The sequence below is a fragment of the Citrobacter sp. VF227 genome (assembly GCF_052950715.1).
Window position 1 is genome coordinate 275,125 of record NZ_JBRFVF010000004.1, and the last position, 21,330, is coordinate 296,454.

The following is a 21,330-nucleotide window of genomic DNA, read 5'->3' on the forward strand; positions in this document are numbered from 1 at the left end:
TCAACGCAGCGGCTGGCGCTCAGAGGCGAAAAATTCACAGCAGGATCTACGCCTGGGTAAGGATTACCGGCACGCTTTTATAGGCCGGAGTCAAACTTTGTGTATCCACCGCGTCCAACGAGAGCAGGACATTCGCTTCAGGCAGATACGCGCCAATTGAGCCCTCCGCCATGTTGTAAATCACCACCGTTAAACCGCACATGATGCGATCCGCACACGGCTGACCGTTGTCGTCCAGCGCCTGAACGTTAACCACATCACCCTGGCTCAGACCACGAGCCGCCGCTTCCTGGGCGCTTAAAAACACCACATCCCGACGACCAGTAATGCCACGATAGCGATCGTTCAGACCATAAATCGTGGTGTTGTACTGATCGTGGCTGCGTAGCGTCGCCAGCACAAGCGCAGCAGCAGGCTGGTTCTCCCGCTCTACCGCCCGCTGATGGCTGACGATAAAGTTGGCTTTGCCATTTACCGTTCGCCATTCACGGCGCGATGCAGGGGTATCCATACGAAACCCGCCCGGTTCAGCAATACGGGCGTTGTAGTCGTGGAACGCCGGGATCACGGCTTCAATGGCATTACGGATCAGCGCGTAGTCCCCGGTCAACGCTTCCCAGTTTACCGGCGAAAGCGGCAGCGTGGCGCGCGCCATGCCCGCCACAATCGCGGGCTCTGATTTTAGCCAGCGGGAAGCCGGTTTCAGCGCGCCACAGGACGCGTGAACCATCGACATCGAGTCTTCGACGGTCACCGACTGAATGCCCGTCGCCTGCATGTCGCGCTCGGTTCTGCCCAACGCGGGGAGCAGGTAGTTATGTTTTGCCAGCAGCAAATGCGATCTGTTAAGTTTGGTCGCAACGTGAACCTGCAGATCCAACTTTTTCATCGCCGCAAAGGTACGCTGCGGCTGCGGCATCGCCACCGCCAGATTACCACCCATGCAGATAAGCGCTTTTACGTCTCCGCGCTCAATGGCGCGAATACTCTCCACGCTGGAGCGGCCATGTTTGCGCGGAACGCGGATAGAGAAATGCGTCTCAAGGCGTTGCAGGAATTCTTCGGACGCCGCTTCGTTAATACCCACGGAACGATCGCCCTGCACGTTAGAGTGACCGCGCAACGGGCAGATCCCCGCCCCCGGCTTACCTATATTGCCTTTCAGCAGCAGCAGGTTTACCAGTTGCTGGACGTTCTCAGTGCCGTTTTTATGCTGGGTGATGCCCAGACCATAACAAACGATAGTGGCACTGGATTTACTGTAGCTGTGCGCCAGATCTTCCATCTGACTGCGCGTCAGGCCTGAGTCCTGTTCCAGTTCCGCCCAGCTACGCTGGCGTAAGTCATCATACAACGCGGCATATCCGGCAGTGTGATCATCGATAAACGCATGATCGAGCGTCGGTTGTTGATCCAGTAAGATCCGTGCCTCATCCATTTCGATCAGCGCCTTCATGATGCCTTTGAGCAGCGAGGCGTCACCGCCCATTTTTACCTGGTAGTAGTCGTGGCTCAGCGCCGTCGCCTGACCGGTGAACATCTCTTTCGGACTTTGCGGGAAGCTAAAGCGCTCAAGCCCCCTTTCGTTCAGCGGATTAATGGAGATAATTTTAGCCCCGCGTTTGGCAACGTCGCGTAAGGTGGTCAGCATGCGCGGATGGTTAGTGCCTGGGTTATGCCCGATACAAATCACCAGATCGCAGTGGTCAAAATCCTCAAGTTCAACGGTCCCTTTTCCAAGGCCGATAGCCGGCGTTAGCCCTGCGCTGGTCGGTCCGTGGCACATGTTTGAGCAATCAGGGAAGTTGCTGCTGCCATATTCGCGGGCAAACAGTTGATACAGGAACGCCGCCTCATTTGACGTTCTGCCGGAGGTGTAAAACTCAACCTGCTGGGCTGAATCATAACTGTGCAGACGCTCGCCGATTTCCTGAAATGCGATATCCCAATCCACCGCTCGCCAGGTATCTGATGCGGCATCGTATTTCATGGGATGCGTCAAACGACCGATATTTTCCAGCTCATAATCGCTGTAGTGCCAGAGTGCGGAAACCGGGTGACGGCTGAAAAATTCCGGTGACGCTTTCTTGTTGGTTGTCTCCCAGGAGACCGCCTTAACGCCATTTTCGCACAACTCCATTGGCGCCCGATGCTCTGGGTCCGGCCACGCACAGCCTGGACAGTCGAACCCTTTAACCTGGTTCATTTTGAACATCGCGATAATGTCGCGGGCGACAGCCTTTTGCGAAAACAGCGAAGCAGTAACGGCTTTTACCGCGCCCCACCCACCCGCCGGGCCCTGATAACCGCTTACTCCTGGAACACCTTTTTTCATTATTACTGCTTATTCACCACCAATTTTTGATGGTGAATACGGTAGCAATTTCCGTGCAACATTGATTTCCTCTTCATGGAGTACGGGCCAGGTACAATGAACGGGTTAGATTTATCTTCCCCTTTCAGCACAAAACGGCATAAAGTCCCAATCTGTTAAATTGAGTTCTACCTGGCTGCTACACTGCATCAAACAACCACTCAGAAGGCAGATCACTATGTCAGACAATACCTATCAGCCCGCGAAAGTCTGGACGTGGGAAAAATCGAACGGCGGCGCGTTCGCCAATATCAACCGCCCTGTTTCCGGCGCCACCCACGAGAAAACGCTGCCGGTTGGCAAACATCCGCTGCAGCTCTATTCGTTGGGAACGCCAAATGGGCAGAAAGTGACGATTATGCTGGAGGAGTTGTTAGCACAGGGCGTGAAGGGCGCGGAATACGATGCCTGGCTCATCCGCATTGGCGATGGCGATCAGTTTTCCAGCGGTTTTGTGGAGGTGAATCCGAACTCGAAGATCCCGGCGCTACGCGATCACTCGCAAAACCCACCGGTTCGCGTATTCGAATCTGGCGCAATCCTACTCTATCTGGCGGAAAAATATGGTTATTTCCTGCCGCAGGATTTGGCTAAGCGTACAGAAACGCTGAACTGGTTGTTCTGGTTACAAGGCGCTGCCCCGTTCCTTGGCGGTGGCTTTGGTCACTTCTATAATTATGCGCCGGTTAAAATTGAATACGCGATTAATCGCTTCACCATGGAAGCCAAGCGCTTACTCGACGTGTTGGATAAACAGCTAGCGCAGCATCAGTTTGTCGCCGGAGATGAATACACCATTGCCGATATGGCGGTCTGGCCATGGTTTGGTAATGTGGTTCTGGGCAACGTGTACGACGCGGCAGAGTTCCTTGACGCCGGAAGCTACAAGCACGTACAGCGCTGGGCAAAAGAGGTGGCAGCGCGTCCGGCGGTTAAACGTGGTCGGATTGTAAACCGCACTAACGGACCGCTGAACGAGCAGCTTCATGAGCGCCATGACGCCAGCGACTTCGACACCAGCACCGAAGATAAGCGCCAGGGCTAACGCAAGATGCCGGATGGCGGCATAAATGCCTTATCGGGCCTACATCTAAGGCATAGGCCCGATAAGCGCAGCACTATGAGGCACAAACCGGTTGTCACGCGCTGGTGACGTCGTACTCCATGCGGCGAAGTGCGTCTAACGTGGCTTTAGCTTCATCTTCATCAATGATGCTCATGGCGAACCCTACGTGCACCAGCACCCATTGCCCGACCAGCTCAGCCGTATCACCTTCACAAATCAGGGCAATATTGACATCACGTTTGATGCCGCACACTTCAACCTGCGCAAGTTGGTGAATATCTTCACCAACGGCCAGAACCTGACCAGGGACTCCAATACACATATCTGACTCCGCCCCATAGCAACCTATGGGTTATTCGACTTCAATACTTTTCACTTTCAGTGAATCGCCCGCATCAACTCGCAGACGATCCCCCTGACAATGTGGGCACTGCGCATCATGCTGGGTGATTTCCACAACCTGACTGCAATCCCAGCACCATGCCTGGGCTGGCTTGTAATCAATATGCAGCTCACACCCTTGCGCCAGCGTCCCCTGACAGACGATGTCGAAACTGAAACGCACGGCGCTCTCTTCAACGCAGGAGAGCGCCCCGATTTCCAGCCAAACGCCGGTTACTCGTTTGACACCGTGCTGCTCTGCCTGCTGTTGAACAATCTCAACCGCGCTCTGACAAAGGGACAGCTCATGCATTTTCGCAGTTCCGACGACCCAGCAGCAGCGCGCGGCGATTGAGCTGCGGCGCATTTGGATCGCTCACCGGCAGCGATAACAGCATTCGCGCGCAATCGTCAGTCAAGCGTACGCCTTCCTGCGCCGACATATTGTGCGAAAGCGGTGACATCAGTGAACAGGAAAGGTATTGCGATACGCCCTCCAGTTCACCAACGGTAAAGGTCATCTCGCCATACGGCAGACGCAGCCCGATTTTTTCGCTGACTTTACGTACCGGCCAGATCTGGTCTGGTCCAGGGAAAATCAGTGCGCTGAGCATCCAGGGTGTGATAACACACCCCGTCCACTGCCCTTCAAACAGCGTAAAATCAGAGACATATACCGGCATGTTCGGATGCAGAAAAGAAAGATCGTGCATCGAGCGCCGGGCAACCTCTTCAAACGCTGCCTGAATCTGCATCTTCGGGGCCGTCTGAAAACCGACAAACTCCTCAGACATGAGCCGCCTCCCGAGGGATCGCTTCAACGCCTGATTCGCGAAGCGCGGCAAGAACCTGCTCAAGCGCAGGTTCAATCATCGCTTCGACCGTTGGCGTTAGCCCGATATGCGGCTCCAGCGATTCCGGAATAATGCCGACTAACGTCAGCTTTTTCGGAAACTCGCCGGTGAAACGCAGGGCCGACAAAACGTCGGCCAGGCCAAGCTGGTGCGGTGAGATTTTGTTGGTAAACAACGCCGGGATCTCTTCATCCCGCAGGACCATCATCGTTCCTGGCGTGTTTTTCTTCGACACAATAGCGTCAGCAATGATCAGATGATCTCTGTTCGCCATATCGCCGAGAAGCTCCATCCCAGCTGTACCACCGTCCAGAACATCAACAAAGTCTGGCAGGATGTACCGTTGCTCTAATGCCTCAACGATACGTACCCCGATGGCTTCGTCGGTCAGCAAAATATTGCCGACCCCTAAGACTAATATCCGCATTACAGAACCTTAACTGAGACCACTTCGTTCCCGTCAACGTCCACCACATGCACCGCACATGACATACAAGGGTCGAAGGAGTGAATGGTACGAACCACTTCCAGCGGTTTGTTTGGATCGGCAATCGGCGTTCCTACCAGCGAGCGCTCATACGGTCCCACTTCATCATTAAAGTTACGTGGGCCAGAGTTCCAGGTTGACGGTACAACCGCCTGGTAGTTGCTGATAATGCCATCTTTAATCACCATCCAGTGAGACAGCATACCGCGCGGCGCTTCGAGGAAACCAACACCTTTGAATTCGCCCGTTGCCGGAATATCCGGTTTCACGAAGGTGGTGTGGTCGCCTTTACCGATGTTCACGATCAGCGCGTTGTACTGATCCTGCAGAACGTTCTGCAGTTCACAGCAGTGAACGGTACGACCAATAATACGGCCCAGCGTAGAGTGCAACTGCGACGCTTCGATAGTTTTACCGGTCAGCTTGGTGTAAATCGCGATGATTTCATTCAGCTTGGCATGAGTAGACTCGCGTTTAGCCGCCAGTTTACACAACATGTTGGCCAGCGGCCCCACTTCAACCGTTTTACCGTAGAAGGTCGGCGCTTTAACCCAGGAGTACTTACCGTCATCTGACCAACCGGTGTAATCAGGAACCGTTGTACCTTCCCACGGAGCCTGCGGCGCTTCGTCTTTGTACCACGCGTGTTTCGCACTCTCCTGAATCCCTTTGATCAGGTACTCATCGGAGTGAGAGGTGATCGGACGATAGGTCGACAGATCTTCATTGGTGATGTAACCCCCCGGGAACAGGAAGCTGCCGTTTTTACCGTCAGTCGGGAATTCCGGTGCGCTCAGATAGTTAACCGCACCCTGACCACGTTCCAGCCACTCAGGATAGAACGCCGCAATAACCGCAGTATCTACCTTGTAAACCTGCTCAACGAAGTCGCTCAGCTTATCAATGAAAGACTTGATGTACATCAGGCGTTCAAGGTTCAGCACGCCAAGACCGTCGAGGTTAATTGGGTTAGCAACCCCCCCTACTGCCAGGTTCTGGATGTGCGGCGTTTTACCGCCCAACAGCGCCACAACGCGGTTGGCATCACGCTGGCATTCCAGTGCCTGCAGGTAGTGAGCGACCGCAATCAGGTTCACTTCCGGCGGCAGTTGCATTGCCGGGTGACCCCAGCAACCGTTGGCAAAAATACCTAACTGACCGCTGGCAACAAGGTCTTTAATCTTGTTCTGAACCTTAGTGAACTCTTCTGCGCTGTTCAGGTGCCAGGAGGACACACCGTTCAGCATGGCAGACGCTTTCGCTGGATCGGCCTTCAGCGCAGAGGTGATATCCACCCAGTCCAGCGCTGAGAGCTGATAGAAGTGAACAATATGGTCATGCGTGGTGTGCGCGGCCAGAATGATGTTACGGATATACTGTGCGTTTACCGGAACATCAATATTCAGCGCGCTTTCTGCAGCACGAACGGAAGAGATAGCGTGAGTGGTCGTACAAACGCCACAGATACGCTGCACAATCATCCAGGCATCGCGCGGATCGCGGTTTTTCACAATCTCTTCCATGCCGCGCCACATGGTACCGGAAGCCCATGCTTTAGATACCACGCCATTTTCGATTTCGCAGTCGATGCGTAAATGACCCTCAATACGGGTTACCGGATCAATAGTAATTCTCTGGCTCATGCTTTGCTCGCCTCATGACGATTTTGATCGTTTTGTTTTAAAGGAGGAAGTATCGGCAGTAGACGAATGAGTACGATGTATGCACAAATCTCAATAGCCACAAAACCAATAGAAATCAACAGTTCTTCCCAGGTCGGGAAGTAGTGGTAGCCACCACCAGGATTGAACGCCACCAGCGAATAAGACAGACGCCATGTCGCACAACCCAGCAATGCGCTCAGCGCAGACAGATACAGCATGCGCGAGTCGTTACGCAGCTTAGTGACGCGCAGCACCACCAGCGGGAAGACCATCAGCACGACCTCAAGCCAGAACATGGCTGAGTAGAAATCGCCTACAAACGCATACGACAGCTTGTCGCGATAGATCAGTTCGCCAAAGCGCAGAACCACGAAAATCGCCAACAGCACGCTGATGGTGTTCGTCAGCTTGATGAACAAACTTTTCTCGTCAGGGCCGTTACCTTTCAGACCAGCTTGTACCAACGAGCCTTCAAAGATGACGATCGAGAAGCCCATAATAAAGGCGGTTAATACCGAGAAAAGCGGCAACATTTCATAAGCTTGCCAAAGCGGATGTACTTTATAACCCGCAGAAATCATCAATGAACCCATTGAAGACTGGTGCATGGTTGGCAGCAGCGCGCCGAGGGCAATAATAAAGAACATCACTTTATTCAAACGCTTGAGAGAAACTTTCCACCCCAGACGTTCAAACAGAGCCGGAGCAAATTCCAGCGCCATGATGCCGATATAGATGGTCATACAGACCGCCGTTTCGAACAGTACCGAGTTCACGTTGAAGTGACCCGGAATGTAGAAATACGGCAGATTCCAGTAACGACCGACGTCAATGGTGATCGACAGACCGCCCAGCGAGTAGCCAAACAGGCTCGCCAGCAGCGCCGGACGTACCAGCGGATGGTATTGTCCTCTGTTGAAAACATACACCGCCCACGCCAGCGCCCAACCGCCGCACGCAAAGCCAGTACCAATCAACAGGTCAAATGCAATCCATACCCCCCATGGGAAACCGCCGTTCAGATCGGAGACTGAACCCAATCCGAAGACCAGACGTTTCACGATCAGGAGCATGCACAGGACGATAAGCGGCCCAAAAATAATGACCGGTTTGCTGATTATTTTTCCGCCCAGCGGTTTAGGATCATGACTCATGATCGTCTCCTCCATCGTGATGGTCGTTTTTCGTGTTACGACGAACCAGCACGGTTAAGCCCGCCAGCGCAGCCAGGGGTAGTATCATGCCCTTGTACAGGGAATGTTGAACATGTTCGGAACGCGCACCGGTTGAAAGATCATCCAGTTTCGGCAGATCCAAATCCTCGTAAGGAACACCCGTCAGCACCATAACCTGCGTACCCCCCCCCTCATTCTCACCGTACAGATGGGGGTAATACTTCGGTACCGTATGCAGGTAGGTATCGCCTGCTTTCACCGTTTGACGCGGATAGTGGTATTCGCTGCCAGGCTTCAGCGCGAGACGTTTTTTCGCCTCAGCCATCAGCTCTTCACGGGTACCAAAAATCACCGCACCGGCAGGACACACTTCAACACAACCCGGTAAACCGCCTTTGTCCAGACGCTCAACGCCTTTCTGGTTACAGAGTTCACATTTGTGAAGCGCACCAAACGGGTTGTTGTAGTCGTACTTAGGCACGTTGTACGGGCAGGCAACCATGCAGTAACGACAGCCTGTACAGACATCTTTGTCATAGTGGACGATGCCGGTTTTCGGATCTTTCTTCAGCGCGGAGACCGGGCAAACGGAGACGCAGTTCGGATCGACACAGTGCATGCACTGTTTCTTAATATATGCGTAGCCATTTTCTTCCTGGTCTTTGTTCACACCTGTTCCGCTACGCCACACCTGGATGATGTTATTGGTATACGGAGACAGTTTGTCGTTGTTCGACCAGGTCTGCTCGCCTTCCGGGTTACGCGCCGGGAAGTTGATATCCTGACACTTGGTGACACAGGCCTGGCAGCCTACGCACAGCGTCGAGTCATAGAGCATCCCCAAAGAACCAGGGATCGGCGGACGGTTTTCTGCAGCCGCATGGCTGATGGACGGCGCGGCGCCCAACAGCAATGCCCCGCTGGAGGCTGCTTTAATAAAGTTACGTCTGTTCACGGTTATTCTCCCCGTGAGTCAGCGTTATCTTTCTTCTGCTGACGCCCCAGTTCACGAACCGCCATCACGCTGACACCGGCAACCAGTCCTACTACGCCGCCAAGCAGCCCAATCGCTCCGGCAGAAACATTGCCGCCTTCTTTCATATTGACGTCAGGTTTCTCGGAACGTGGCGTTTGGTTTTCTACATGAGCAAGCTGGTGAATACCTTTATGGAAACCGACGCCTTCTTCGTTACAGCCGTAGCAAGGGTGACCGATAGCCACCGGCCACACGCCACCAACATCGCAGAATTGCAGCGTTGAACAGTTACCGTAGGTTTCTGGTCCTTTACAGCCCAGATGGTAGAGGCACCAACCTTCACGGTGGCCTTCATCGCCAAACTCTTTCGCAAAACGGCCAGCATCGAAGTGCGGGCGACGTTCGCAGTGTTCGTGAATCAAACGGCCATAGGCGAATGTCGGACGGTTTTTGGTATCCAGCTTCGGCGGCTTACCGTAAGTGATGATATGCGCGACCGTTGCAAGGAAGTTATGTGGGTTCGGCGGACAGCCGGGGATGTTGATAATGGTTTTGCCTGGCAGAACTTCCTGCAAGCCGACTGCACCCGTTGGGTTAACGCCAGCGGCAGCAACACCACCCCACGCGGCGCAAGAGCCGATGGCAATGATAGCGGCAGCGCCTTCAGCGGCCCGGCGGATGTGATCCACGATCGGCTCACCGGCAACCATGCAGTAAATACCATTATCTTTTAGTGGGATAGAACCATCTACAACCAAAACATATTGCCCTTTGTACTTCTCCAGAGCGTTATGTTTATTCTCTTCAACCTGGTGGCCGAAGGCGGCAGAGAGTACCTCATGGTATTCGAGAGAGATGGTCTCCAGAACGAGGTTTTCCACTGTAGGGTGTGTCGCGCGAAGCAGCGATTCAGTACAACCCGTACACTCCTGAGCACCAATCCAGATAACTGGTGGGCGCTGAGGACGAGAAACTGATTCGGCCATTTCTGCGGCGGCTTTGCTACTGAGCCCCATGGTAGCGGCCAGTGCTGCACAAAGCTTCATGAAATCACGGCGATTGATGCCGTTCGAATTGATGAGAGAGTTATCTCCAGTCATTTTATAGTTATTCCGTTGCGAAGACCTGGCTTTTTATTTTGCACCATTCGCATGTTGCATATTGCGATCGGCGCGCCATTTACCACACTTTTTATATGGTTATGTGCGATATATTACTTCGACGGAGCAACAAAACGAAGGTGTTGGTCAATAGTGTAATTAATTAAAGCAACGGAATACCCCTTTCGGATCAAGCTTCGAGCCGATAGCCAGCCATGAAAAACCGAATTGTCGTACTGGACTGGTTCTCTTTAAAGAAATCCATCACCATCTCTTTATCCAGGCCATAGCGGCGCGTGAGGATGCCCGCCTCCCACGCGCTAAGCTGCCGATCGCCCGTTTTTTCAAACATACGATGTGAAAATCCCAGTATAAAGCCACGTTTATAATCAGCACAAAAATTGGCCACCATACGGGCGCTATCCGCGCTTGACGCGTTTAATCCGGCCATCAGACCTTTTCCAAAATGATTGTCCATGCGTAACCCCCAATCGCTATATAATAAATTATATAGCGATTTTTTAAGCAAAGGCCAGAGGTTTCACGTACTTTTTTGCGCCTGCTTAAAAGGACACCCACTCGTCCGTTTTGGCGGCCGCAGACGTTTTGCTGTCTGCTGAAGGGGAAGTGGTATTCGCAGCAGCGTATTGCACATCATTCGCTGACAGGCGGAACTGTTGCACCGAGCGTTGCAGCTCTTCCGTTTGTCGTTCCAGCGCCACAGCCGCGGCAGAGACTTGCTCAACCAATGCAGCGTTCTGTTGCGTGACGCTATCCATCTGGGTGATCGCCACACTCACCTGCGAGATGCCCTTGTTCTGTTCTTCCGAGGCAGAGGCAATTTGTTTCATGATAACGGTCACTTCGGTGGCACCGCGGAGAATTGCCTCCATGGTTAATCCCGTCTCTTTAACCAGACGAGCGCCCTGATCGACACGACGCGACGATTCGCCAATCAGCGTCTCAATTTCTTTCGCCGCTCCGGCGCTCCGGCTGGCAAGGTTACGTACTTCACCAGCAACGACGGCAAAACCACGTCCCTGCTCGCCCGCTCTGGCAGCTTCAACTGCGGCGTTAAGCGCCAGAATGTTGGTCTGGAAAGCAATACTGTTAATAACAGACGTAATTTCGGCGATCTGTTTCGAGCTGGCGGCAATGCCATCCATCGTCTCAACCACTTCAGAAACCAGCGTGCTGCCTTTACCTGCCGTCTCTGTCGCCGTATCGGCAAGCTGGCTGGCCTCACGCGCATTTTCGGCGTTAAGTTTTACCGTGGCGGTCAGTTGCTCCATGCTGGCAGCGGTCTCTTCCAGCGCCGCAGCCTGCTCTTCAGTACGTGAGGAGAGATCGTTATTACCGGTGGAAATTTCCGTAGCTCCTCGCCAGATGTTGTCACTACCTGAACGAATGGTACTGACGGCTTCGCGCAGGCTGTCCTGCATCGCGCATAGTAACGGCACCAGTTGGCCCACGCAGTTACGCCCAAAATCTTCAATAGGATGGCTGAGATCGCCCTGCGCAATCTGTTGGAACTGCTGACGGATGCGTCCCAGAGGTTTCACCATCATGGCGACGAGGTAACGGTCGGTAAAGAACAGTAGGGCAATACCGAAGATCACGGCAGTAATAATTAACGTCCGGATGATAGACGTTTTGCCATCGACCATAACACGGGTGGTATCAAGCCGCTCTCCTGCCGTGGCGTTAAAACGTTCGGCACTGGCGCCAAATTCACGGCTCAGCGCTGGCGTTATGGTGCTGGCATGTTCCGCAAAGGCCGTGAGCGTGCCCTGCTTTGCCAGCTGCATTTGCGGGATCACGCCATTGTCCAGCAGCGCCTGCCACTTCGTCAGTACCGCCGCGGCAACTTCCGGATCCATGGGGCCTGGAGACAATGTTTTCATCTCCTGGAGTTTTTTGCTCATGTTCTCAAGGGACTGCTGCGCCGGCGCAAAATCAGGCGTTCCGCCACTCATTTTGACGTCCATGGCGCGACTTAACCGCGTAACGAAGCGAAAGTACTGATCGTTCCCCTGACTGAGCACCGTCATCTGATGGACGAGATGACGGTCAATATCATTGCCTTCAGATATTTTTGATAAAGAATGAAGACTGAATAAACCCACGCCCGACCAGAGCAGGCAAAAAAGTCCTAGTATTGCCAACATGACAATACGAATAGTGAAGTTTTTCAGCAAACGCATAATAATTTCCTTGCCGTTGATGAGGAATTCGCCATCAGGCGATACTTATCCTTGTTATCGGCAGGCAACAGAGAAGATATAATGCGTTCTTTATTTTTTTACTTTCTTAAGTACATTCAATATCTATTTACACTATATCAACATGAATGCTAATGAAATTAGCTAGCATTACTATTCAGATGATTAGCCTGAATCATTTAATAATCCTTTGTTTTATATCGTAAATATTCATTAAACCATGTAAGAGTGCGTTTCCAGGATAAATCAGCAGCAGTCTTATCATAACGTGGTGTCGAATCATTATGAAAACCATGATTAACGCCGGGATAGATATATGCCTCATAGACTCTCTTATTGGCCTTGAGTGCCTCCTCATAAGCAGGCCCCCTCATTAATTTGGATACCGTCATAGTAATCGAGCAACTCTTATGGAAAGTCTTTCGCAGTTAAACGCGGCATGGCAGCGCTCCTGATTGATGTTTTTATACGCAAAACACAGTGGTCTGTTTTTACCCAGTTTTTCATCCCAGTGTGACCTGGTGAACGGGATCTTCAGCGGGAACCCGCTAGAATAGAAACGTTGTTTCGAAATTCACCTGCACTAAGGAGATCTCATGGCCTGGTTTGCCAATCCTGAACGTTACGAGCAGATGCTCTATCGTTACTGTGGGCGCAGCGGTTTGCGTTTACCCGCGCTATCGCTGGGTTTATGGCACAGTTTTGGGCACGTTCAGGCGCTGGATTCACAGCGCGCCCTGCTGCGTAAAGCATTTGATTTAGGCATCACGCATTTTGATTTAGCCAATAACTATGGACCGCCTCCGGGCAGCGCAGAAGAGAATTTTGGCCGATTACTGCGCGAGGATTTTGCACAATATCGTGATGAGCTGATCATCTCCAGCAAAGCAGGCTATGACATGTGGCCAGGTCCATACGGTTCTGGCGGTTCGCGCAAATACCTGCTCGCCAGCCTCGACCAGAGCCTGAAACGCATGGGCCTCGACTATGTCGATATCTTCTACTCACACCGCGTTGACGAAAATACGCCAATGGAAGAGACCGCCTCAGCCCTGGCCCATGCGGTGCAAAGCGGTAAAGCGCTGTATGTCGGTATCTCATCCTATTCCCCGGAGCGTACGCAGAAAATGGCCGAGCTGATGCGGGAGTGGAAAATTCCGTTGCTGATCCACCAGCCTTCTTACAACCTGCTTAACCGCTGGGTAGACAGTAGCGGTTTGCTGGATACACTGGAATCCAACGGCATGGGCTGTATCGCATTTACGCCGTTGGCCCAGGGGCTGCTGACGGGGAAATACCTCAACGGCATTCCGGAAGGTTCACGCATGCAACGTGAAGGGAAAAAAGCCCGTGGGCTGACGGAAAACATGCTGACGGAAGAAAATCTTACCAGCCTGCGTTTGCTCAATGAGATGGCGCAACAGCGAGGACAGTCGATGGCGCAAATGGCCTTAAGCTGGCTGCTGAAAGACAACCGGGTGACTTCGGTATTAATTGGCGCCAGCCGGCCGGAGCAACTGGAGGAAAACGTTCAGGCGTTGGCGAACCTGACGTTCAGTGCCGAAGAACTGGCGCAGATCGATAAGCACGTCGCAGACGGTAAGCTGAACCTGTGGCAGGCCTCATCGGACAAATAGCTGTTTATCACTCCGTGCCGGAAGGTGCCGTTAACCTCCCCGGCACGTAATGCAGACCCGACAGTCCCCTCACACTTCTTCCGCGTTGATCTCCGGGCGTTGATACTCCGGCCAGACCAGCGCGACAAGTGCAGGATAAGCCTCAAGACTGAACTCCCTGAAGCACTGACGCAGGTTGAGCACGTCCAGGTCAGCATGCGGGACCTTCTCACCGCTCAAACAGCGTTTTTTAATATTGTCGTAATATTTATACACCGCAGAGTTGAGGTCGCTGCAACGCCGCTGTGCATCAAATAATCCAGGAATCTCATTCAACTCCACCATTGTCATCCGTTTGATCGTGGAGTGGATAAAATCGATATATTCGTGATTAACGCGCCAATACCAGACTGGGGTAATCGAATTCATCAATACCGAGAAATGGTCCTCGCCTTCTTCTTTACTCAGCATTTCCGGCTGGTTTTCAGAATGTCCATTTTCTGCATATCGGTTTTTATTTGCACTGCGCATTAAAAAAAGTACCCCGCAGGTCAGCAATAGCAGGGTTATAACAGAATAAAATATACTGTTCATATACTGGCTCCATTTTTTTTGATTTTAAAATTACGCCATGCTATTGTCAACGCGGCCTGATTTATTTAAAACAACATATCATTGGCATCAAAGGATATTTCAACATGCTTCCCGAGCATCTTGTTCCCTCGCATTTTCACTTATCCAGTCCATCTACCAATACTGAACCCGTAGATAATAGTGAAAATTTGAATCAGGGAAAGAGAACGTTAAGCGATTACGAACCCGATATTTTGATTAGTGCTACAGCTACCGGTCAGGCACGCAATATGTTATTTGAAGAGTGTGATCGTCATTTAAAAGAGCGTTTGTTTCGTGCCGCGAAAATTGAGTCATTCACTCGCTTGCTCAATTCACTACAAGCAGAAGGCGACATTAACGCTCAAGAATTAAGTAAAATTTTGTCCACAAAAACAGCTATCATAAATGAGCAAGGTAATAAAATTTGGCTTAATTTAATCACACATGAAACCAGCGATCCTATTTTTTATTCTCTGGAAAAGAAATAAAATGAAAGATATTGAGGATAATAATGTTTATTTGGCTTTAGATGACCATAAAAGCGATGAGTTTGTCTTAAAGCAAAATTTAGCCGTGTTGATTGCCAATAAAAACGCGACGCTGGAAAGCGTCGCTCAGGAGATTGTTTCTATCCCCGCCGCGCTGGTACGAATGAAATGGCAAAATCGCCGTGAGATTTATGCGCTACAAGCTAAAGAAGAGATCTACGGCGCCGCCATTGAGGCCATTATGGAGCAGCAACCGGAACTGCGGGACAAAATAATGACCCGGCTGGAAAGCGCATATCAGCATATTCTCAGGCGAGAAACAGCCACCCTTCGCCTGACGCGTAAACTGTCTGAAGGCAACTACGAGCCAACCAGGATAACGACAGTCGCCCTGGATGAAGACAGATAAGGGCGAGTGGAGAACGTTGAATCAGGAGCTGCAGGCCGGGTAAGGCGCCCCCCCCACCCGGCAATGAAGATTACTTCGCTTTTACAGTCTCTTCACCAACCAGACCAATCTTCAGGAACCCCGCCTGATGCAAAGCATCCATAACCTTCATCATGGTTTCATAATCGACGGTTTTATCCGCACGGAAGAAGATCGTAGTGTCTTTCTTGCCATCAGTCAGCGTATTTAACTCGCTAATCATGGTATCGTCCGTCACCTGGTTGTTGCCAATAAACATACTCTTATCGGCTTTCACAGACAGGTAAACCGGTTTTTCCGGACGCGGTTGCGGTGTGCTGGTGGAAGCAGGGAGATTCACCTTCACATCCACCGTTGCCAACGGCGCAGCCACCATAAAGATGATCAATAAAACCAACATAACGTCGATAAACGGCGTCACGTTTATTTCATGCATTTCACCGTTATCGTCCAGGTTTTCATTAAAGCTCATTGCCATGGAACATTATCCTACACGTAATTTCTGCGCAGCACGTACCGGATGCGCGGATGCGCTAGCGTTCAGGTCGAGATCGCGACTTTGCAGCAACAGCACCTGCGCCGCGACATCGCCCAGCATCGCTTTATAGCTGCCAATCTGACGTGCGAAAACGTTATAGATAACAACTGCAGGAATTGCTGCAACCAGACCAATCGCGGTGGCTAACAGCGCTTCTGCGATACCCGGCGCAACAACGGCCAGGTTGGTCGTTTGGGTTTGCGCGATCCCGATGAAGCTATTCATGATGCCCCATACCGTACCGAACAGCCCCACGAACGGAGAGATAGCCCCAATGGTCGCCAGGTATCCGTTACCGCGCCCCATATGACGCCCTACCGCCGCGACGCGACGCTCCAGACGGAAACCAGTACGTTCTTTAATACCTTCGTTGTCGTCGCTACCTTCAGACAGTTCCAGCTCATTCTGCGCCTCGTTAATCAACAGCGCGCCCAGGCTTTTGCCATCGAATCCTGCGGCAATCTCACTTGCCTGGTCTAAAGAGCGAGCATCCACCAGCAGTTGCTGCTCGCGCTTAAGGCGGCGTTTCTGAGTAAAGAACTCAAGGCTCTTACTAAAGAAAATTGCCCAGGTGACCACTGACGCCAAAATCAGCCCAATCATCACGCACTTAACCACGATATCGGCGTGCTGATACATACCCCAGACGGAAAGGTCCGTCTGCATCAAATTATTACCCACTCTGTATCTCCAGGACGCAAGTCACAAAATCTGTGCGTAATGATATCAAAACGACGTCGAATTGATAGTCGTTCTCATTACTATTTACATAGTGCCGCACCTTTGGTTTCTTTTCCTTGCGCTTACGCAGTAAAAAAGTCACCAGACGCAGTTTGAGATTATTTTCTACTGTATGCCTGTTCTGCGGGATGCGTCATCTTTGATTCATGGTAGTTTAGACATCCAGACGTATAAAAACAGGTCAAACAACATGGCAGATAAACAACTTGAAACCAAACTTGTGCATGCAGGGCGCAGTAAAAAGTACACGCTGGGCTCGGTAAATAGCGTGATCCAGCGCGCTTCTTCGCTGGTTTTTGATACCTTAGAGGCCAAAAAACAGGCTACCCATAACCGGGCTAACGGCGCACTTTTTTACGGACGTCGCGGAACCCTGACGCATTTCTCCCTGCAGGAGGCGATGTGTGAACTGGAAGGCGGAGCAGGTTGCGCCTTATTCCCCTGCGGCGCGGCAGCCGTGGCAAACACCATCCTCGCTTTTGTGGAGCAAGGCGATCATGTGCTGATGACCAACACCGCCTATGAACCCAGCCAGGATTTCTGCACAAAAATTCTCGGCAAGCTTGGCGTGTCCACCGGCTGGTTCGATCCGCTGGTTGGCGCCGATATAGTGAAGCACATGCAGCCGAACACCAAAGTCGTATTTTTGGAATCGCCCGGCTCTGTCACCATGGAAGTGCATGATGTTCCGGCTATTGTTGCCGCCGTCAGAAGCGTTGCACCTGACGCGATCATCATGATTGATAACACCTGGGCTGCCGGGGTGCTGTTCAAAGCGCTGGATTTTGGCATCGATGTTTCTATTCAGGCTGGCACCAAATATCTGATTGGTCATTCCGATGGCATGGTCGGCACGGCGGTATCCAATGCCCGCTGCTGGGATCAACTGCGCGAAAATGCGTATCTGATGGGACAAATGTTGGATGCCGATACTGCCTATATGACCAGCCGTGGACTGCGTACGCTGAGCGTACGCCTGCGTCAGCATCATGAAAGCAGCGTAAAGGTTGCCGAATGGCTGGCCAGCCATCCGCAGGTCGCCCGCGTGAACCACCCAGCGCTGCCCGGCAGTAAGGGTCACGAATTCTGGAAGCGTGATTTCACCGGCAGCAGCGGTCTGTTCTCGTTCGTATTGAATAAGAAACTCAATCATGAGGAGCTGAGCGCGTATATGGATCACTTCAACCTGTTCAGCATGGCTTACTCCTGGGGCGGCTTTGAGTCGTTGATTCTCGCTAATCAGCCGGAGCACATTGCGGCAATTCGTCCACAAGGCGAGGTGGACTTCAGTGGAACGCTCATCCGTCTGCATATCGGTTTAGAGAATGTTGACGATCTGATTGCCGATTTAGCCGCAGGATTTGCCCGAATCGAGTAAAATTGCCATAGATGGACATATATGCAGACACTTCTGGTGGAAAAGTCTGCAATTGTTGCGTCCGGGATCAAGGCATCCCGGACAATTCAGGAGTACAATCCACACATAAACGCTGTTCCACAGGAAAGTCCATGGTAGTCATTCAAGATATTGTCTCCGCGCTCTGGCAACACGATTTTGCCGCGCTGGCGGATCCACACGTTGTGAGCGTGGTGTACTTCGTTATGTTCGCCACACTGTTTTTAGAAAATGGTCTGCTGCCCGCCTCCTTTTTACCCGGAGACAGCCTGTTATTGCTGGCAGGTGCACTGATCGCTCAGGACGTGATGAGTTTTTTACCTACCATAGCTATTCTGACCGCCGCAGCCAGTCTGGGCTGCTGGCTGAGCTACATTCAGGGACGATGGCTGGGCAACACGCGGACGGTAAAAGGCTGGCTGGCGCAATTACCTGAAAAGTATCATCAGCGTGCCACTTGTATGTTTGATCAACATGGGTTGATGGCGCTGCTGGCCGGACGCTTTCTGGCATTCGTTCGTACCCTGCTGCCAACAATGGCGGGTATTTCAGGGCTTCCTAATCGTCGATTCCAGTTTTTTAACTGGCTGAGCGGACTGCTGTGGGTCACGGTCGTCACCGGCTTCGGCTATGCGCTAAGCATGATCCCGTTCGTCAAACGCCATGAAGATCAGGTGATGACCTTTTTAATGATCCTGCCGATTGCCCTGTTAACCGCAGGTCTGTTGGGAACGCTGTTCGTGGTGATTAAAAAAAAATACTGTAGCGCCTGAATCGCATCCGTAGGCCGGATACTCTCCGGCATTTCGCCTTATAGCACGCAGCTTTAAGGCGTACGGTGTACCTGTCAGGCCGACAAGAAGTCAACTCCCCTGCATCATTCTTATTCTGGCCGCATCCTCTCCCGGCGTTACGCCAAAGAAACGTTTAAACTCACGACTGAATTGCGATGCGCTCTCATAGCCGACACGCATGGCGGCCGCGCTGGCCTTCATTCCGTCGTGGATCATCATCATCCGTGCTTTATGCAGCCGATAACTCTTGAGATATTGCAGCGGCGATGTGCTGGTCACCGCTTTAAAATTATGATGAAACGCCGACACGCTCATGTTCGCTTCTGCCGCCAGCTGTTCTACATTGAGGTTTTCGGTGTATTTGGTTTCAATTCGCTTCAACACCCGGCTTATCAAACTGAAATGCGTCTGGCGACTAACCAGCGCGAGTAACGCGCCGCCACGCGGCCCGGTCAGCACATGGTAGAGGATCTCGCGAATGATCTGTTTTCCCAGAATACGCGCATCCAGCGGCCGCTCCATCACATCCAGCAGACGCTCAGCGGCACAGAGAATTTCGTCAGAGAGCGTCGCGGAGTTGATCCCGCTGGCCGCCATGGCGGGCTGGAACAGCTCGTCTTCCCCAATGTCCATCAACAGCTCCTGCAATTGCAGAATATCGACATTCAGGTAAATACCGGCCAGTGGAACCTCCGGCGTCGCATACGTTTCACATTCAAAGGGTAAAGGTACTGTCAGCAACAGATATTCGTTGGCGTCATAACGAAATACGCGTTCATTGATATAACCAATTTTATGCCCCGAAAAGAGAAATATGATGCCAGGCTGATACATCACCGGTGTACGCGCCGCCGGCTCAGTACCGTGGAGCAGACGAACATCTGGCAGCAGTTCGCTGAGTTTATTTTCATTATTTTTCAACTGCTTAATTTTATCTGTCAGCAGAAGGCAGATCTCATCACGGTTCATAGAGCACCAGTTCATCATCGGTTTGTAACCCTGCCATAATGCGCAGATTTATACTTTTTCTCCAGTCGTCTGTAGAAATGGGCAAGACATCGGCAGAAATGAGCATTGAGAGCTACGCGACTGACGACCACAATGTTCATCATCCGGCAGATACTCTCCTGCCCTCTTTTTTACCCACATAAGGGAACGAGCAATGAACAATTTTAATCTCCATACCCCAACCCGCATTCTGTTTGGTAAAGGCGCAATTGCACAGTTGCGCGATCAAATCCCTCAGGACGCTCGCGTACTGGTTACCTACGGCGGCGGCAGCGTGAAAAAAACCGGCGTTCTGGCACAGGTTCAGGACGCGCTAAAAGGTCTGGACGTGATTGAGTTTGGCGGTATTGAGCCGAACCCGTCTTATGAAACGCTAATGAACGCGGTAAAAATCGTACGTGATGAGAAAGTGACGTTCCTGCTGGCGGTGGGCGGTGGTTCAGTGCTGGATGGCACCAAATTCATCGCGGCTGCGGCACAGTACGCGGACGGCGTTGATCCATGGCGTATTCTGGAAACCCACGGTAATGACGTAAAAAGCGCCATCCCGATGGGCTCCGTATTAACCCTGCCAGCTACCGGCTCTGAATCTAATTCCGGTGCGGTAATTTCACGTAAAACCACTGGCGATAAACTGGCCTTTATGACCCCGTTTGTGCAGCCGGTATTTGCCGTGCTGGATCCGGTTTACACCTATACACTGCCGCCGCGTCAGGTTGCTAACGGTGTCGTGGATGCGTTCGTTCATACCGTTGAGCAGTATGTGACCTATCCGGTCGACGGGAAAATTCAGGATCGCTTTGCCGAAGGCATTCTGTTGACGCTTATCGAAGAAGGCCCGAAAGCATTGCAGGAGCCGGAAAATTACAACGTCCGTGCAAACGTCATGTGGGCGGCAACCCAGGCACTCAACGGCCTGATTGGTGCAGGCGTACCGCAGGACTGGGCAACGCATATGCTGGGTCACGAACTGACCGCAATGCATGGTCTCGATCATGCCCAAACGTTGGCCATCGTTCTGCCTGCGCTGTGGAATGAAAAACGCGATGCCAAGCGCGCCAAACTGCTGCAGTATGCTGAACGCGTGTGGAATATCACCGAAGGACGCGATGACCAGCGCATCGATGCCGCCATTGCAGCAACCCGCGCTTTCTTCGAGCAAATGGGCGTACCGACTCGCCTGTCTGACTACGGTCTGGACGGCAGTTCTATCCCGGCGTTACTGGAAAAACTGGAAGCCCATGGGAATACGAAACTGGGAGAACATCAGGACATTACGCTCGACGTCAGCCGTCGGATTTACGAAGCTGCCCGCTAAGGTTTTTTGACCTCCACCTTTCGTTTTTGGGTATTTATACCAGGCTTAAGTCACACCTATGTCACCGGAGTATGTTCCGGTGACAGACAT

22 protein-coding genes and 1 pseudogene are annotated in these 21,330 nt (G+C 52.0%); 7 read left to right on the forward strand and 16 right to left on the reverse strand.

From position 1 onward, the window contains the following. Positions 1-46 precede the first annotated feature (46 nt). On the reverse strand, positions 47-2,335 hold the full coding sequence (locus ACU8YC_RS15840) for an FdhF/YdeP family oxidoreductase (RefSeq protein ID WP_187253247.1): 2,289 nt from the start codon (positions 2,333-2,335) through the stop codon (positions 47-49). A gap of 217 nt (positions 2,336-2,552) precedes the next feature. On the opposite strand from ACU8YC_RS15840, the gene yghU reads away from it, so the two are divergent. Next, positions 2,553-3,419, forward strand: coding sequence for a glutathione-dependent disulfide-bond oxidoreductase (gene yghU / locus ACU8YC_RS15845; protein ID WP_151224345.1), 867 nt, complete (start codon positions 2,553-2,555; stop codon positions 3,417-3,419). A gap of 94 nt (positions 3,420-3,513) precedes the next feature. Here yghU and hybG read toward each other — a convergent pair whose 3' ends face one another. The 11 genes and pseudogenes from hybG to ACU8YC_RS15900 form a co-directional block, all read right to left on the reverse strand. After that, entirely contained in the window at positions 3,514-3,762 is a 249-nt protein-coding gene (hybG, locus tag ACU8YC_RS15850) for a hydrogenase maturation factor HybG (RefSeq protein WP_003024459.1), read from the reverse strand. Positions 3,763-3,792: 30 nt separating this feature from the next. After that, positions 3,793-4,134 carry a hydrogenase maturation nickel metallochaperone HypA gene (gene hypA, locus ACU8YC_RS15855; protein WP_003024462.1) on the reverse strand — a complete coding sequence of 114 codons (342 nt, stop codon included), beginning with the start codon at positions 4,132-4,134 and terminating at the stop codon, positions 3,793-3,795. Next, positions 4,127-4,615: a hydrogenase-2 assembly chaperone gene (gene hybE, locus ACU8YC_RS15860; protein ID WP_151217711.1), complete on the reverse strand. Its 489-nt coding sequence runs from the start codon at positions 4,613-4,615 to the stop codon at positions 4,127-4,129. Before hybE ends, hypA begins: the two co-directional genes overlap by 8 nt. Continuing rightward, a complete protein-coding gene (locus tag ACU8YC_RS15865) occupies positions 4,608-5,102 on the reverse strand; it encodes a HyaD/HybD family hydrogenase maturation endopeptidase (RefSeq protein ID WP_003024473.1) in 495 nt (164 codons plus the stop codon). Before ACU8YC_RS15865 ends, hybE begins: the two co-directional genes overlap by 8 nt. After that, positions 5,102-6,805 carry a hydrogenase 2 large subunit gene (gene hybC, locus ACU8YC_RS15870; protein WP_446895533.1) on the reverse strand — a complete coding sequence of 568 codons (1,704 nt, stop codon included), beginning with the start codon at positions 6,803-6,805 and terminating at the stop codon, positions 5,102-5,104. The genes ACU8YC_RS15865 and hybC overlap by 1 nt, the downstream gene beginning before the upstream one ends. After that, positions 6,802-7,980, reverse strand: a complete 1,179-nt coding sequence (gene hybB / locus ACU8YC_RS15875) for a Ni/Fe-hydrogenase cytochrome b subunit (protein ID WP_446895534.1) — start codon at positions 7,978-7,980, stop codon at positions 6,802-6,804. Before hybB ends, hybC begins: the two co-directional genes overlap by 4 nt. Beyond that, complete coding sequence (gene hybA, locus ACU8YC_RS15880) at positions 7,970-8,956, reverse strand: hydrogenase 2 operon protein HybA (RefSeq protein ID WP_187253248.1); 987 nt, start codon at positions 8,954-8,956, stop codon at positions 7,970-7,972. The genes hybB and hybA overlap by 11 nt, the downstream gene beginning before the upstream one ends. 2 nt (positions 8,957-8,958) lie before the next feature. Further along, positions 8,959-10,077, reverse strand: a complete 1,119-nt coding sequence (gene hybO / locus ACU8YC_RS15885; protein ID WP_040233985.1) for a hydrogenase 2 small subunit — start codon at positions 10,075-10,077, stop codon at positions 8,959-8,961. A gap of 190 nt (positions 10,078-10,267) precedes the next feature. Continuing rightward, positions 10,268-10,555, reverse strand: a complete 288-nt coding sequence (locus ACU8YC_RS15890) for a DUF2623 family protein (RefSeq protein WP_151224347.1) — start codon at positions 10,553-10,555, stop codon at positions 10,268-10,270. An 85-nt stretch (positions 10,556-10,640) separates the two neighbouring features. Beyond that, a complete protein-coding gene (locus ACU8YC_RS15895; protein ID WP_446895535.1) occupies positions 10,641-12,281 on the reverse strand; it encodes a methyl-accepting chemotaxis protein in 1,641 nt (546 codons plus the stop codon). 197 nt (positions 12,282-12,478) lie between these two features. Beyond that, a pseudogene (locus tag ACU8YC_RS15900) lies at positions 12,479-12,664 on the reverse strand (dienelactone hydrolase family protein); the annotation flags it as partial. Positions 12,665-12,895: 231 nt separating this feature from the next. Between ACU8YC_RS15900 and ACU8YC_RS15905 the strand changes: the two are divergent. After that, entirely contained in the window at positions 12,896-13,936 is a 1,041-nt protein-coding gene (locus ACU8YC_RS15905) for an aldo/keto reductase (protein WP_187253250.1), read from the forward strand. A gap of 69 nt (positions 13,937-14,005) precedes the next feature. On the opposite strand, the gene ACU8YC_RS15910 is transcribed toward ACU8YC_RS15905, so the two are convergent. Further along, the gene (locus ACU8YC_RS15910; RefSeq protein WP_151217713.1) at positions 14,006-14,509 is read right to left on the reverse strand and encodes an ESA_00282 family adhesion-associated protein; all 504 of its coding nucleotides are present in this window, start codon (positions 14,507-14,509) and stop codon (positions 14,006-14,008) included. Positions 14,510-14,613: 104 nt separating this feature from the next. Here ACU8YC_RS15910 and ACU8YC_RS15915 point away from each other — a divergent pair, with 104 nt between their 5' ends. Both ACU8YC_RS15915 and ACU8YC_RS15920 read left to right on the forward strand, forming a co-directional pair. Continuing rightward, the gene (locus tag ACU8YC_RS15915) at positions 14,614-15,018 is read left to right on the forward strand and encodes a hypothetical protein (RefSeq protein ID WP_414438241.1); all 405 of its coding nucleotides are present in this window, start codon (positions 14,614-14,616) and stop codon (positions 15,016-15,018) included. 1 nt (position 15,019) lies between these two features. Then, positions 15,020-15,427 carry a cytoplasmic protein gene (locus ACU8YC_RS15920; protein WP_187259009.1) on the forward strand — a complete coding sequence of 136 codons (408 nt, stop codon included), beginning with the start codon at positions 15,020-15,022 and terminating at the stop codon, positions 15,425-15,427. A 70-nt stretch (positions 15,428-15,497) separates the two neighbouring features. On the opposite strand, the gene exbD is transcribed toward ACU8YC_RS15920, so the two are convergent. Both exbD and exbB read right to left on the reverse strand, forming a co-directional pair. Further along, on the reverse strand, positions 15,498-15,923 hold the full coding sequence (gene exbD / locus ACU8YC_RS15925) for a TonB system transport protein ExbD (protein ID WP_151217715.1): 426 nt from the start codon (positions 15,921-15,923) through the stop codon (positions 15,498-15,500). 6 nt (positions 15,924-15,929) lie between these two features. Next, on the reverse strand, positions 15,930-16,664 hold the full coding sequence (gene exbB, locus ACU8YC_RS15930) for a tol-pal system-associated acyl-CoA thioesterase (RefSeq protein WP_151217716.1): 735 nt from the start codon (positions 16,662-16,664) through the stop codon (positions 15,930-15,932). A gap of 250 nt (positions 16,665-16,914) precedes the next feature. Here exbB and metC point away from each other — a divergent pair, with 250 nt between their 5' ends. Both metC and yghB read left to right on the forward strand, forming a co-directional pair. Then, positions 16,915-18,102, forward strand: a complete 1,188-nt coding sequence (gene metC / locus ACU8YC_RS15935) for a cystathionine beta-lyase (RefSeq protein WP_252838758.1) — start codon at positions 16,915-16,917, stop codon at positions 18,100-18,102. 131 nt (positions 18,103-18,233) lie between these two features. Further along, on the forward strand, positions 18,234-18,893 hold the full coding sequence (yghB, locus tag ACU8YC_RS15940; RefSeq protein ID WP_187253254.1) for a DedA family general envelope maintenance protein YghB: 660 nt from the start codon (positions 18,234-18,236) through the stop codon (positions 18,891-18,893). A gap of 90 nt (positions 18,894-18,983) precedes the next feature. Here the strand turns inward: yghB and ACU8YC_RS15945 are convergent, their stop codons facing one another. Next, positions 18,984-19,883, reverse strand: a complete 900-nt coding sequence (locus ACU8YC_RS15945; RefSeq protein WP_029139662.1) for an AraC family transcriptional regulator — start codon at positions 19,881-19,883, stop codon at positions 18,984-18,986. 193 nt (positions 19,884-20,076) lie between these two features. Here ACU8YC_RS15945 and yqhD point away from each other — a divergent pair, with 193 nt between their 5' ends. Continuing rightward, positions 20,077-21,240, forward strand: coding sequence for an alcohol dehydrogenase (gene yqhD / locus ACU8YC_RS15950; RefSeq protein ID WP_446895536.1), 1,164 nt, complete (start codon positions 20,077-20,079; stop codon positions 21,238-21,240). Positions 21,241-21,330: the final 90 nt, after the last annotated feature.